Source organism: Cupriavidus sp. GW822-FHT02D05, assembly GCF_058802485.1.
In genome coordinates this window covers 1-12,797 of sequence record NZ_JBXAOE010000064.1, presented here as the reverse complement: position 1 = coordinate 12,797, position 12,797 = coordinate 1, and the positions used below count along the sequence as shown (strand labels likewise).

General features: G+C 59.9%; 14 protein-coding genes and 1 pseudogene. 13 read left to right on the top strand and 2 right to left on the bottom strand.

Features of this window, described 5'->3' with window-relative positions; translation table 11 throughout:
* From AC1RQK_RS40135 to AC1RQK_RS40085, 11 genes and pseudogenes are all read left to right on the top strand, one after another.
* Positions 1 to 304 (top strand): hypothetical protein (locus tag AC1RQK_RS40135; protein WP_492815180.1); only part of this gene is annotated, 304 nt, incomplete at its 5' end.
* A 133-nt stretch (positions 305 to 437) separates the two neighbouring features.
* Positions 438 to 836: a nuclear transport factor 2 family protein gene (locus AC1RQK_RS40130; protein ID WP_492815178.1), complete on the top strand. Its 399-nt coding sequence runs from the start codon at positions 438 to 440 to the stop codon at positions 834 to 836.
* Positions 837 to 869: 33 nt separating this feature from the next.
* On the top strand, positions 870 to 1,445 hold the full coding sequence (locus tag AC1RQK_RS40125) for a VOC family protein (RefSeq protein WP_492815176.1): 576 nt from the start codon (positions 870 to 872) through the stop codon (positions 1,443 to 1,445).
* Between the two features lie 79 nt (positions 1,446 to 1,524).
* Positions 1,525 to 2,334 carry a sugar phosphate isomerase/epimerase family protein gene (locus tag AC1RQK_RS40120; protein WP_492815174.1) on the top strand — a complete coding sequence of 270 codons (810 nt, stop codon included), beginning with the start codon at positions 1,525 to 1,527 and terminating at the stop codon, positions 2,332 to 2,334.
* 37 nt (positions 2,335 to 2,371) lie between these two features.
* The gene (locus AC1RQK_RS40115; RefSeq protein WP_492815172.1) at positions 2,372 to 4,033 is read left to right on the top strand and encodes an AMP-binding protein; all 1,662 of its coding nucleotides are present in this window, start codon (positions 2,372 to 2,374) and stop codon (positions 4,031 to 4,033) included.
* On the top strand, positions 4,030 to 5,244 hold the full coding sequence (locus AC1RQK_RS40110) for a serine hydrolase domain-containing protein (RefSeq protein WP_492815170.1): 1,215 nt from the start codon (positions 4,030 to 4,032) through the stop codon (positions 5,242 to 5,244). The genes AC1RQK_RS40115 and AC1RQK_RS40110 overlap by 4 nt, the downstream gene beginning before the upstream one ends.
* A 179-nt stretch (positions 5,245 to 5,423) precedes the next feature.
* Positions 5,424 to 6,254 carry an alpha/beta fold hydrolase gene (locus AC1RQK_RS40105; protein ID WP_492815168.1) on the top strand — a complete coding sequence of 277 codons (831 nt, stop codon included), beginning with the start codon at positions 5,424 to 5,426 and terminating at the stop codon, positions 6,252 to 6,254.
* A 40-nt stretch (positions 6,255 to 6,294) separates the two neighbouring features.
* Positions 6,295 to 7,101 carry an SDR family NAD(P)-dependent oxidoreductase gene (locus AC1RQK_RS40100; RefSeq protein WP_492815166.1) on the top strand — a complete coding sequence of 269 codons (807 nt, stop codon included), beginning with the start codon at positions 6,295 to 6,297 and terminating at the stop codon, positions 7,099 to 7,101.
* A 326-nt stretch (positions 7,102 to 7,427) separates the two neighbouring features.
* Positions 7,428 to 8,052, top strand: a pseudogene (locus tag AC1RQK_RS40095) (SDR family NAD(P)-dependent oxidoreductase).
* Positions 8,053 to 8,454: 402 nt separating this feature from the next.
* Entirely contained in the window at positions 8,455 to 8,781 is a 327-nt protein-coding gene (locus tag AC1RQK_RS40090) for an SDR family NAD(P)-dependent oxidoreductase (RefSeq protein WP_492815164.1), read from the top strand.
* Positions 8,782 to 8,872: 91 nt separating this feature from the next.
* Positions 8,873 to 9,034, top strand: a complete 162-nt coding sequence (locus AC1RQK_RS40085; RefSeq protein ID WP_492815182.1) for an SDR family NAD(P)-dependent oxidoreductase — start codon at positions 8,873 to 8,875, stop codon at positions 9,032 to 9,034.
* A gap of 17 nt (positions 9,035 to 9,051) precedes the next feature.
* Here AC1RQK_RS40085 and AC1RQK_RS40080 read toward each other — a convergent pair whose 3' ends face one another.
* Positions 9,052 to 9,477 (bottom strand): hypothetical protein, encoded by a 426-nt coding sequence (locus tag AC1RQK_RS40080; RefSeq protein ID WP_492815162.1) that lies wholly within the window; start codon positions 9,475 to 9,477, stop codon positions 9,052 to 9,054.
* Entirely contained in the window at positions 9,478 to 10,227 is a 750-nt protein-coding gene (locus tag AC1RQK_RS40075; protein ID WP_492815160.1) for an SDR family NAD(P)-dependent oxidoreductase, read from the bottom strand.
* Positions 10,228 to 10,410: 183 nt separating this feature from the next.
* Here AC1RQK_RS40075 and AC1RQK_RS40070 point away from each other — a divergent pair, with 183 nt between their 5' ends.
* Together AC1RQK_RS40070 and AC1RQK_RS40065 are read left to right on the top strand one after the other, a co-directional pair.
* Positions 10,411 to 10,689 carry a hypothetical protein gene (locus AC1RQK_RS40070; RefSeq protein WP_492815158.1) on the top strand — a complete coding sequence of 93 codons (279 nt, stop codon included), beginning with the start codon at positions 10,411 to 10,413 and terminating at the stop codon, positions 10,687 to 10,689.
* Between the two features lie 677 nt (positions 10,690 to 11,366).
* Complete coding sequence (locus AC1RQK_RS40065; RefSeq protein ID WP_492815156.1) at positions 11,367 to 12,380, top strand: amidohydrolase family protein; 1,014 nt, start codon at positions 11,367 to 11,369, stop codon at positions 12,378 to 12,380.
* The last annotated feature ends 417 nt before the right edge of the window (positions 12,381 to 12,797 follow it).

Genomic DNA, 12,797 nt, shown 5'->3' with positions numbered 1-12,797 from the left:
CTGCATCAAGCGCGTCAGAAGCCTGCGCATCGATCGCCTTTGTAATGCGTCATCGAATCGCCGATACGAAGCGACTGGCTACAACAACACCGGAGACACCTCAATGATAGAGCAGTCAGCGTACGTAGCGCGCCGAGCTGACGCGCCCAGACATGCGGCTTCCGAGCTGTTGCTCGCATGCGTGAGCGCTGCCCCGGCGTTCAACATCGACGTTGACGATCTCGACTTCAAGATCCGTCGGGACAACACGCAGCGCTGCAACCTGGGCATACGCGTTCAGAATCAGGACGCCGTGCATCTGTAGAGCAGGATTGGTGCGCTAATTCTGATCCTCGACCGTCCCATATATTTCCGATTGATGTGAGAGTAAGCCTGATCGCGGTGACCCGCGCATTGATGGCACGTGCACATTCAGACCACCAACGGGAGCAAACCAAATGACGCAGACCCCCATGGACCCAGTGGACCGCTTTCTCGCGGCCTTTGCGACAGGTGACCAGGCTTTGCTGGCAACTCTCGTCCACCCAGAATTCGAGGTCGTCCAATCGAACGGACTGCCCTACGGAGGTCGTTACCAGGGCATCGACGGCTTCTTCGAGTTCGTGGCTCTATTTCTTGATACATGGCAGATCGAACGTTTCGAAATGGATCGCCGTTTCGATGAAGCGGGAACCGAGCCGGGGTTGCAGAGCGTTGCGCTGATGTTCCACCTTGTCGGCTCGGTGGCCGCTACAGGAGCGCCGATCGACACCACCTTGCTCGAGCATTGGATCTTGAAGGATGGAAAGCTCCTCTTCTCGAAGCCCCATTGGTTCGAACCGCCAATGCGGGGATGAATCGTTCATCGAACTAACGCAACGGAGACGCGCATGACACCTTTGGATCTCTCGACATTCAAGACGCTGCCTGCGGCATCAGGCGCGATAGAGCAGATCTGTTTCATCACCAACGACATCCCGGCCAGCGTGAATTTCTGGACGCGTACCTTTGGTGCCGGGCCGTTCTTTCACATGGAGCACATCGATTTGCTGGACGTTCGCTACCGCGGGGAACCGACGAATCTCGATCAATCCATTGCTCTGGGTTATTGGAAGGAACTGCAGATCGAGTTCATTCATCAACACAGCGAGGCTCCCTCCATCTTCACCGATTGGACCAAGGGCCGGCGGCGAGGACTTCATCATGGGATGGTCAAGTCTTCGGACGTGGAGCGGACACGCTGCGACCTGGCCAAGGTGGGTATGACCGCAGTCCAGGAAGCACGAGTCGGCCTTGGTGGCGAATATATCTTCTTCGAGACGGGCAGCGAGGAGATGCCGTATCTCGAGGTTGTTCGGCTCGACCCGATGTTCGACAAGCTGTTCGCCTTCATGAAGCGATCGGCCCGCGAATGGGACGGGACGAGGCCGCTGCGTTCCGTGCCCGATATTTCCGAGTGGAATTGAGAAAACGCGGTCCGGCCCGCAGCTGTTGTATTCGCCAATCCGAAAGGCATACCCTATGCGCCCCTTAGCATTGCATCAATTGACTGCGCTCGACGTGGACCCACTAGAGCTCGTTTCCCTGGCCGCGGCCACTGGCTGCCAACGCATTGTCACCTGGATTCACGACCCGGTCGACCCGTTTCCTGGGAAGGGGTGGCCACAGTTCCACTTTCCGTCAATCACGCCCGCAACTCAGGCGGAGATGAAGCTCAGGCTGGCCGACAACGGAATCGAACTGGCGAACATCGAGATGTTCCCAATTGCGCCCGATGTAGACATCGAACGGTATCGGCGCTATCTCGAGATAGGAGCGGAACTGGGCGCCGCTCGCGCTGTCGTGCATGTGCATGACGACAATGACAACCGTGCCATTCAGAGCCTTGGGCGGTTCTGCGAGATCGCCGCCGAGTATGGGATCGGTGCGGGCATCGAGTTCATGGGGCTGATAGAAGCATGCAAGACGCTCGAACGTGGGCTGTTCTTCGCCAAAGCGATCGACAGACCGAATGTCGGCGTCGCGCTGGATTTTCTGCATGTAATGCGGACGGGCAGTACACCGGCCGATATTGCGGCGATTCCACCCAAGTACATCAGCTACGCTCAGATTTGCGACGGCTTGGATCTCGGCGTAACGGACGATTATCTCGCGGAGGGCTTGAACCGCGTGCCGGCGGGCGAGGGCGTGTGGCCGCTTCGAGCCCTCGTCGAGGCATTGCCGCAAGCAGTGCCGATCGATGTGGAAACGCCGCTCACCCGACTTAAGGAGCAAGGCGTATCGGCGCTCGAGCGTGCCCGCCGCGCCGTCGACGGTGCCAGGTCGATCGTAGACAGCGTGAAACCCCGGCGCTAAACGCCTGGGCTTCTGTTTCACTCAAGGAGAAATCGGAATGATCAACACACTCGACTTTGGGACGGCCCAGCATGACCGGCGCGGCCCATCGGCCAGCAACTACAGTGCTGGCCAGCTCGACACCGTCCTCCACGCGTTGCAGCGCACGGTAGAACATGCAGGGAATAAGGTCTTCCTCGATGTCCAAGGCGAGACAGTCACCTATGCGGAAATGGATAGTCGGGCGAATCGCCTGGCACATTCGCTCGCTTCGCTTGGTGTGAAGAAGGGCGACACGGTGGTGACCTTCCTGGACACGAGCATCGATGTCGTGACCTGTTGGTTCGGCATCAACAAGCTCGGGGCGATCTGGGTGCCCATCAACAATGCTTATCGGCACGAGTTCCTGCGTCACCAGATTGCGGACGCCGGGGCGAAGCTGGTGATATGCGATGTTGCCTACCTCGACCGCGTGGTCGAGATCGCAAAGCAACTGCCTGAAGTGTCGCTGATTCTCTGCCGCGACAGCGGCCAATTCCCCGCCTGTGACATACCGATCGAACCCTTCGACCACTATCGCGGCACTGATGCGACGCCGATACCTATTGACGTCGGTCCCTCGGATCTGGCCTCCCTGATTTACACCTCCGGAACCACTGGGCCCTCCAAAGGTTGCATGATCAGCCACAACTACCTCTGCATGCAGGGGCGCCAGCAGCGCAGGGCTATGCCCGAGGCTCACGATGAAATCACGTGGACTTGCCTGCCCCTGTTTCATAGCACCGCGCAGACGGCGGTCATGGGCGCGCTGGTTGCGGGTCACCGCGTCGCCATCTGGCCCCGTTTCTCCGTCACCACTTTCTGGTCAGACATCGAACGGTCCGGCGCCCGCAATGCGATACTGATGGCATCTATCTTCGCCCTGATAGCTCACGCACCCGACTCGGATGCCATGCAGCGTTGCTATGGCCAACTCCGCATGATTATTGGCCACCCCATCACGCCGGAGATTCGGGAAATCTGGAAGCGGCGGTTCGGCGTCAAGCTGGCCTCGTCCTGGGCCTTCGGGCAGACCGAGGGGTCGCGCGTGACGATGGTGGGCGCCGACGAAACGCCGCCTGAAACCTGTGCCGGGCGCGTCGCTGACGAGTTCGAACTCATGATCTTCGACGATCAGGATCGGCCTGTGCCCGACGGCACGGTGGGAGAGATTGTCTTTCGCCCCCGGTACCCGCACGTGATGTTTGAAGGATACTGGCGTCGTCCGGAGGACACTGCCAAGGTGTGGCGCAATTTCTGGATGCACTCGGGCGATCTGGGCCGCATCGAAGACGGCTATCTGTTCTTTGCCGATCGGAGGAAGGATTATCTGCGTTGCCGGGGCGAGAACGTGTCGAGTTTTGAACTGGAACGCACCTATATCGCTCATCCTGCCATCCAGGAGGTCGCCATTCATTCCATCGGTGCACAGACGGGTGAGGATGACATCAAGGCAACCATTGTGCTCCGCGAAGGCATCACAGTCACCGAAGAGGAGATGTGTCGCTGGTCGATAGAGCAACTGCCACACTTTGCCGTCCCGCGTTACTACGAGTTCCGGTCCGAACTCCCCAAGAACCCCACCGGTCGCGTCCTGAAGTACAAGTTGCGCGAAGAAAGCGTGACCACCACCACATGGGACCGGGACGAGGCGGGCATCATCGTGCGGAGAAAGCGGTGATTCGCTTCGCCACGGCTGGTGGCAAAGAAAGATCAGAGATGGGGGCGATCTCCTCCAGCGGCACGGCGGTGTTCGGGCGTGTTGCAGCAGGGTATGAAGCTGTCCGCGATGCCTTCGCTGCAAACCTTGACGAGGGGCTGGACATCGGAGCCAGTTTTGCGGTTTACCGCAATGGCGAAGCGTTGGTGGATCTGTGGGGCGGGCACGTCGATGCGAAAGGATCGGCTCGCGTTGTCGAAGATACCTTGTTCAGCATCTGGTCCACGACGAAAGGGTTGACCGCACTGTGCATCGCAATGCTCGTGGATCGCGGCCGCCTGGCGTACGAAACACCGGTCGCGGCGTACTGGCCTGAATTCGCCGCCGCCGGCAAGGCCGCGATCACGGTGGGGCAACTGATGTCGCATCAGGCGGGCCTCGCCGGGGCGCGTGAACCGGTGACGCTGGAGGATTATTACAGTCATGACCACGTCGCCACTCTGCTGGCGGCGCAAGAGCCGTACTTTCAGCCCGGGCTTTGGGGTTACCATGCCGTATCCTTCGGCACGCTGGCAGAAGAACTGATGCGCCGCGTGGACGGGCGGACGATCAGTCGATTCTTCGCCGAGGAGATTGCCGGAAGGCTCGGCCTCGACATCCATATCGGTCTTTCGGAATCCGAGGACCACCGCCAGGCAGCGATGGTCGCGCCGACGGACACGGCCACGCACATCTTCGACCCGCCGAACCAGGCTGCTTTCCAGGCGAGCATGCTGAATCCGTTGCTGGAATTGAACTGGCCGGCGCGTCGCGAATGGCGGCTGCACGGCTTGGCCGGTGTGGGGGCTAGCGCGAATGCCCGGGGTCTGGCGAAGTTGTATGACCATCTCGCCAACGACGGGGCCGTCGGGGGCATTGGCCTGCTATCGACCGACACCTTACGACAGGCCAGTCGCGAGCGCGTCGCGGGAATTGACCAGTGCTCCGGCGGCTTTGCCCGGTATGCTGCGGGCTTCCGCCTCAATACAGGGACGATGGGCTCTAACCCAGCGTCGTTTGGCCACATGGGCCTAGGGGGCAGTATGGCGTTCGCTGACCCCCGGCGGAAGATTGGCGTTGCCTACGCCATGAACCGGATGCTCAACCCGGACTGGCAATGGATCGATCCTCGGCTCGCTAACCTGCTGGTTGCGCTGTACGCCGCCAAATCGGATGGTGTTGCCGATCGCTAGGGGCCCGCACGTCGCGCGGTCCCGGGAGGCTTGACCATTGCAGTCGATGACGAGCTTGCCGAAGTACGCCACGCTCCCAGGGTGTCGGTAGGCCTTCCAGCAGTTGGCGAAGGGGAAGGCTGAGAACTGGTGTCCACGGAGGTCTGATCTGCGCCTATCACTGCGAACGGTAGATTGTTATGCATCGGTTTCAAATTGCCAGTGGCCTCAGTATCGCAGGCGACATCGGCGGCGATCCCCGGTGCCAGACCATTGTCCTGCTGCACGGCGGCGGGCAGACACGCCACAGTTGGAAGCGCGGCTTCGACGTGTTTGTCGAGGCAGGCTACCACGTGGTTTCGCTCGACATACGTGGGCATGGTGAAAGTGACTGGTCACCCGCTGGCGACTATGGGCTGTCCGCGTTTGTTTCAGACCTCTCTTGTGTGCTTGAGCGACTACCGACCTTCCCCATCATAGTCGGCGCCTCCCTAGGCGGCATGATTGGGCTTGCCGCCGTGGGGGAGGGCATGGTGCACGCTCGTGCCCTGGTGCTCGTGGACATCGCCCCACGCTTCAACAGACATGGCGCAGAGAATATCGCAGCCTTTATGAACGCAAACCTCTCCGGCTTCGAGACGCTGGAAGATGCGGCCGAGGCGGTGGCGCGATACAACCCCGATCGGCCGCGCCCGCGCAACGCGAGCGGGCTGATGCGCAACCTGCGCGAACGCAACGGCCGTCTCTATTGGCATTGGGATCCCCGTTTCCTGTCGTACGGCGAACTGCATCCAGAAATCGTGCAGTCACGCCTGGAGGCGGCTGCGCTCCGCGTTACGGTGCCAACCCTGCTTATTCGCGGCGGGCAGAGCGATGTCGTCGGCGAGACGGAGGTGGAACATTTTCGTGCACTGATGCCCGAGGCCGAATGCTTGACAGTGGGTGGCGCCGGGCACATGGTCGCCGGCGACCGCAATGACGCCTTCAACGCGGGCATTCTGAACTTCGTGTCGCGTCTTGATGCGGCTTGACGCAATCGTACGAAAGTGCCGATCTGAAAGGAGAAAACAAATGGACCTTGAACTAGCAGGGAAGCGCGCCTTGGTTACTGGAAGCAGTTCTGGCATTGGCGCGGCGGTGGTTCAGCGGCTGGCGGCCGAAGGCGCGCGAGTTGTTGTCCACGGCCGGAACGCGGATCGTGCCAGCCTGATCGCCGACGCAATCACCAAATCGGGTGGCACTGCCTTCGTCGTGATTGGTGATCTGTCGACGAATGAGGGAACAGATGCAGTAGCAAAGGCAATACAGGCAGAACTTGGCGGGATCGACATACTCGTGAACAACGCCGGCGGCTCGGAAGATCCGTCGCGAACCTGGGCCACAACCACGTGGGATCACTTCCTCGAGGACTTTGAAATCAATACCGGCTCAGCGTTCCGGATGATCCAGCATTTCCTACCGGGGATGAAAGAGCGATGCTGGGGACGGATCTTCCAGGTAACGAGTACCGGCGCCACCATGCCATTTGCACACACTACACCCGCATACAACGCAGTAAAGGCCGGTCTCATCACGATGACAGTGAGCTTGAGCAAGACTGTGGCTCGTCACGGGATTACAGTCAACTGCATCACGCCCGGCTCCGTCGATACGCCTGTTTATCGCAAGTTTGTGACGAAGCTTCCGCCTTTTGTCGGTATGTCGATCGAGGAGATCGAGAAGATTCTTGTTAAGCGATGGCAGATACCGGTCGGCCGGATGGGGAAACCGGAAGAGCTTGCATCCGCAATCGCATTTCTTGCAAGTCCTCTCGCATCGTTCATTACTGGAACCAACCTCAGGATCGATGGCGGCATGAGCGGCTTCATCAATACGTGAGGAGAGAGCATCCAATCCGGATTCCTATTGCGAAAATACCGAATGATCGCGTTGGAATGTCAAGGAAATTGCGACGATGAGGTGCGAGCAGGAGGAACTCACGGTGGCGGGACACGTAGGCAGACTTTACAGGGAAGGGGAGAACATGGGGAATTCCTCATCAGCAGTATAAGGGACCGGCAGTGCATCGGGGCTCAATGGCCGGTCAGTATTCATAACCGGTGGCAGCGGCGGGATCGGGCGGCAGTGGTTCTTCTGGCAGTTAGGAGCAGGGCCCAGGTGACGATAGCGGACCTAGGTGAAAAAAAGGGGTAAAGGGGTAGGATCTGGTTAAATCGATCGAGGGATTCGGTGGTAATGCGCTGTATATACGCACCGATAAAGCCGATGAGAGGCAAGTTGACCGAGCGGTTGATGCGGCCAAGAATGCATTTGGGCGCGTCAACGCCGCCTGCAATGGCGCTGGAGTGGTTTTCAAGGGCGTGCGCACTCATGAGATCCCGGCGGACTACTGGGATAAGGTTAATGCAGTTAACTTACGTGGGACATTCCCGTGCTTGAAATATGAGTTGGCGGCCATGCTAGAGAGGCGGCGGGGCTATCGTCAATATTGCCTCCGCAGCGACAACTGCCAGCATCAAAAACGGCACTGAATATTGTGCCTCGAAGGCGGGTGTGGCAGGTCTTACGCGCGGCGCCGCATTGGATTACGCCGACTCCGGCGTGCGGGTAAACGCCGTCATGCCAGGTTCGACACGAACCCCTATGTTGGAACAAGGGCTGGGCCAGCGTCCCGGACTGGAGGAGACGGTAGCCTCGATGATTCCGATGGGTAGACTTGCGGAGCCAGAGGACGTGGCACTAACAATCTGCTGGTTGCTATCTGACGAGGCAAGATACGTCACCGGCATTTTGCTTCCAGTGGATGGCGGAATGACAGCATCGCTGTAGTTGGATCCGAAGGGCCACCGTGACCCTCGATTTGAGGGGAGGACCGGTGTGGCTGCTTGGCAGCACAGGCGACGTGCGCGTCGGCGCCGTTGATGGCGACTAGAGATGGTTTCGCAAATAGTTTCGCTGCGGCGCGCAGGAGGCGAGTTTATGGATTATCACTGTTAGACCGTTAGGGACCTTCGCATGACTCTCGTTGTGCTCGGTAGCATGCGACGCCCTTGCTGGCTTGCGCCACACCGAGCCGCCTGCGGATGACACCCCCGTTAGGGATTGCGAGACGGTGGGCATTGCCATAACTCGTCCGAATTGACAGGAATGGGGTGCATTCGGAGTTTGGTACGGCACGACGGCACCTGACGATGCCGTCTTACAACAGGGAATTCGAGATGGAGACGACGGATGGATCCGCAATTGACGAGTAAGCGCGTGCTTGCGACCGGTAGCAAATCCGGTATCGGCGCCGCCGTGGTAAAGCGATTGGCCGCCGAGGGAGCGCGCGTGATTGTGCACGGCCGCAATGCCGAACGCGCGCAGCTTGTGGCCGATGAAATCAACGGGCTGGGGCAGGAAGCGCACATTGCGGTAGGCGACCTCGCGACCGAGCAAGGAGCAGCGGAGGTGGCGGAGCAGGTAAAGGCAAAGGTCGGCGACATCGACATATTGGGGAACAATGCAGGTGGTTCGGAAGATCCGGCGCTGACCTGGGCGATCACAGAGTGTGGCTGACTGGCTGAGGGAGTTCGAATTCAACACCGGCTTGGCTTTCCGCATGGTTCGGCGATTCCTTCCCGGTATGAAGGAGTGAGGCTGGGGCCGAATCATACAGGTCACCAGCGCGGCTGCCTTGGCGCCCTTCGCGCACACCTCGCCCGCCTATAATTCAGTCAAGACTGGCCTGATCACCATGACAGTAAGCCTGTCAAAAACCGTTGCCCAGTACGGCATCACCGTCAACTGCATTACCCCCGGACGGGATTGATGAGTTCGAACCCAGCGTCATTTGCCCATGAGAGCCTGGGGGACGAAATGGCGTTTGCTGACCCTCGACGGAGGATCGGGGATGTCTCTACGCCATGAACCGGATGGGCAACCCGGACTCGTAATGGGTTGATCCCAGGCCTGCCGCGTGTAGCCATAGCTGTCGATGACGACCTTGCCGGAATGTGCCCCGCTTTCAAGGTGTCGATAGGTCAGCCGGTACTTGGCGAAGGAATAGACGGAGTTGATCTCACCGGCCGGGCTTTCGTCACCGCCATTGCAGCAAGCGGCGCGCAGGACCCCGCGCTCGTTCAGGAGCGCGGGATTCGTCGGTCTGCAGGGCTGAAAGTCGCCATACATAAAGATCTTCGGGCTCTCAGTCAGATGAATAGCTTGCATTGCGGCCGGACGAGGCCCAATCCGTCCGGTGGCGAAAGAAAGCATTCAGGCAGCCGTCTGTCCTCCCTCGACCGGCAGCGTGGCCCCTGTAATGTACGAGGCCTCGGGGCTGGCGAAGAACAGGATGGCCGCCGCGACTTCTTCAGGTCTGCCCATGCGACCCATCGGCACTGAGTCGCGGAAATACTCCGTCGCAGCTGGATTCTGTGCCAGGCCGGCCCGTAACATCGGAGTGTCGATGGGGCCCGGACAAATCGAGTTGGCGCGAATACCCGTCTTTGCATACTCAAGTGCCACGGTTCTGGTCAGAGCGACTACACCGCTCTTCGCCGCGCCGTAGGCACCGAGCGCCGGCGTGCCGATAAGTGCTGCGGTGGAGGCGACGTTGACGATGGCCCCGCCGTTCCTCTTTAGCATTTCGGGGATCGCAAATTTCATCGTCAGGAACACGGCTCGAAGATTTACGTCAACCATGGTGTTAAAGTTCTCTTCGCTGCATTCCGTGAACGCAAACATGGGGCCACTCGCTCCCGCAACATTGCAAAGAATGTCCAGCCCTCCGAACTCCCCCACGGCAAGACCAACCAGTGCCCGGACATCGTCGGCCCGGCTCACATCTGCGCGCGTCGCGACCGCCCGATCTCCTAAAGCCTCGGCAGCTCGTAGAGATGCCTCTGATGTGCCGGCGAGTACGACATTGGCGCCCTCGGCGTGAAATAGTTTTGCCGTTGCCAGGCCTATGCCGGTACCACCGCCCGTGATAATGGCAGTTTTCCCTTTCAGTCGTTCACTCATTGCGCGCTCTCCTTGTTCGCGATCCCGTGCAGTCACTCAGCTTCGACGAAGCTATTACGGCTAGGTAGAATAGCCCTCGCGAGCGACCGGCTCTTGCTCGCACACGAACGTAGGCTTGTCCTTGCTGGCATAGGTTGACGGGCTTGCCTGTTCCGTTACTCCAATCGTAGGTTCTGCGATTGCATGCATCGACACGAGAAGGTGCATGAATTCGCCGCGGGATTGGCGGTACTCCACTTTGGTATTAAACCTGTCTTCAGGTTCGCGCCGGGTGACCGCGTTGTCGGTATCAAATTTGCCGACTGGATCGGCGGGCCGGCGTTCGCCGCCAAGTTCAAGGCGATGCGCTACGATCATGTCGACAGCTTTGCCAGCCAAAACGAGATATGGCCTCGTAAAGAAGCTGTCGTATCTGTCGGACGAGCCGCTGCGATGTTGCCGTGCGCGTGTCTCACGGCCTAGCGACCCATCGCCGTCTAAGGCCAGTGCCGCCCGGCGAATTCGGTACTGGTGCAAGGCACCGGCGGCGTGTCGATGTTGCGCTGCAGCTCGGTAAGATGGCAGGTGTCAGTAGTATCGCGCTGACCTCGTCCGAAGAGGATAGGGCTCGGCTGCAGAACTTTTCCGCGTCACTAGTCGAAGTTGCCGGTAGGCAAGTTCTGCACCTCGATCTAGCAGGCGGTAAGGGGATGAGTACCGCTCCAAGGCACTTGACGATCCGGTTGTAGTAGGTCTCGACCCTTTGGCCCGGGTCGTTGCTGATGCCGTCGGCTATCAGATCGGCCCGATGATACGGCGCGCTCTGCCCGATTATCGGCTGTACGCGCGCTGTCTGTCCGTCGCGGACGTTGGCAAGCGCACGCCGGATTTCCGAGCGCATAGGAATGAAAGGCATTGAGGTGTTGGGGGGGGCTAAGTGTCAACCGGGCGATGCCGCAGTAGCAGTGTGCGGTGTGTGTGGAGATGGATTCGCGAACGTCGCCCAGCCATCGTTCTACGTGCGGTCCTATGCGCGATGCTCCGATGTTCTGTGCATGCTAACGGACGTGATCCATATAGAAGACGCTGACGCCGAAGGAGTTTGCAGGCCTCTGACGTGCTAGTCTCGAACTATCGCATCGCAGTGACAGGAGACGCGCGTGACATCCAAGCAGTGGAAGAGCTTTGCAGCCGAGCCGGTCGTCGACCCAGACTTGCCGATCATCGATCCACACCATCACCTGTGGGCTAAGAACTGGGAACATCCACTGTTCCAGCCCTACGACGTCGAAGAGCTTGGTGAGGACATCCTCGAGTCGAAGCACAATATCGTTGCCACGGTGCTAGTCGACTCGCACGCCCAGCACTTCGAGGACGGCCCCGCACCATTGAGGCCAGTGGGCGAGACGATCTATGCGGAACGGGTGACGCGCGATGCCCGGCAGAGGGGTGGCCGCGCGGCAGGCCTGTGCGCAGCGATAGTGCCGCACGCCGACCTCTGCCTTGGCGCGGCCGTTGGCGACGTGCTCGATGCCCACGCCAAAGCGTCTCCGCGCTTCCGTGGCATCCGCCACATGGCGGCCTTCGACTCTTCGCTTCCGCCGATCTACGGCGCGTCGGAGCCGCACATTCTGAAGCGGCCGGAGTTCCGAGCGGGCTTCTCCGAACTGGCCCGCAGGGGCTTGAGCTTCGAGGCGTGGGTGTTGCATACGCAACTCAATGATGTGGTCGACCTCGCGCGAGCGTTTCCGGAGACAACGATCGTGCTCAACCATCTGGGCGGGCCACTAAACATAGGCCCTTACGCGGGGCGGCGCGAGGAGGTCTTCGCCGACTGGCGCGCGGGCATGACTCGACTTGCCGACTGCGACAACGTCGTCGTAAAGCTGGGGGCGCTATTCGTCACGCAGACCGAGCCCTCGGCTTACGCCTTCCGGGCCGAGCCTCTCTCGTCCGAAGCCTTTGCACAGGTCCACCGCCGGCATGTGTTGACGGCCATCGATCTGTTCTCGCCATCACGCTGCATGTTCGAGAGCAACTTCCCGGTGGACATGCTGTCCACTTCGTACGACACGCTGTGGAACGCCTTCAAGCGCATTGCGCAACCGTTTGGCGTCGACGAGCGTGGCGAGCTGTTTTCGGGAGTCGCCCGGAGAGTTTACAAGATCGCGTGAGCGCCAGCGGTTGCTGTTTTTCCATTTTATGCCCTAAAAGGCACTCCATCCGAGCTAGGATCATCAAGCGCAGGGTTCGAACCGTGAATTCGACCACTTCTCTACCAGGGCTGGATGGAGGCCGGTTTCTCGTGCAGGTGTGTTGTGTCTTTGGACGCCGCGCATCCTGCCGAGCGCCTGTTCTGGCCGCTGCTATTCGTTCGAGTGGGCTACGCCTGCGAGGCGCGGCACCGGCGGCTTCTACGACTGGATGATGCTCCCTTCACCTCGAGGGGGTATCACATCCGTTGGCCATCGTGGCCGCTATGTACCCGGGATGCCAGGGGAAACCCGAAGATGCGGTGAGCAAGAGCGGTGCGCTTTCGCCACAACCTGCTACGGATCCAAAACTTATCTGTGAGTGCAATCCGCGGGGAA

Bases quoted from the DNA above. Each gene is read 5' to 3' on its own strand.
- AC1RQK_RS40130 (WP_492815178.1), top strand. From the start codon at position 438: ATGACGCAGACCCCCATGGACCCAGTGGACCGCTTTCTCGCGGCCTTT.
- AC1RQK_RS40125 (WP_492815176.1), top strand. From the start codon at position 870: ATGACACCTTTGGATCTCTCGACATTCAAGACGCTGCCTGCGGCATCA.
- AC1RQK_RS40115 (WP_492815172.1), top strand. From the start codon at position 2,372: ATGATCAACACACTCGACTTTGGGACGGCCCAGCATGACCGGCGCGGC.
- AC1RQK_RS40105 (WP_492815168.1), top strand. From the start codon at position 5,424: ATGCATCGGTTTCAAATTGCCAGTGGCCTCAGTATCGCAGGCGACATC.
- AC1RQK_RS40100 (WP_492815166.1), top strand. From the start codon at position 6,295: ATGGACCTTGAACTAGCAGGGAAGCGCGCCTTGGTTACTGGAAGCAGT.
- AC1RQK_RS40090 (WP_492815164.1), top strand. From the start codon at position 8,455: ATGGATCCGCAATTGACGAGTAAGCGCGTGCTTGCGACCGGTAGCAAA.
- AC1RQK_RS40080 (WP_492815162.1), bottom strand. From the start codon at position 9,477: ATGCTTTCTTTCGCCACCGGACGGATTGGGCCTCGTCCGGCCGCAATG.
- AC1RQK_RS40075 (WP_492815160.1), bottom strand. From the start codon at position 10,227: ATGAGTGAACGACTGAAAGGGAAAACTGCCATTATCACGGGCGGTGGT.
- AC1RQK_RS40070 (WP_492815158.1), top strand. From the start codon at position 10,411: ATGCATCGACACGAGAAGGTGCATGAATTCGCCGCGGGATTGGCGGTA.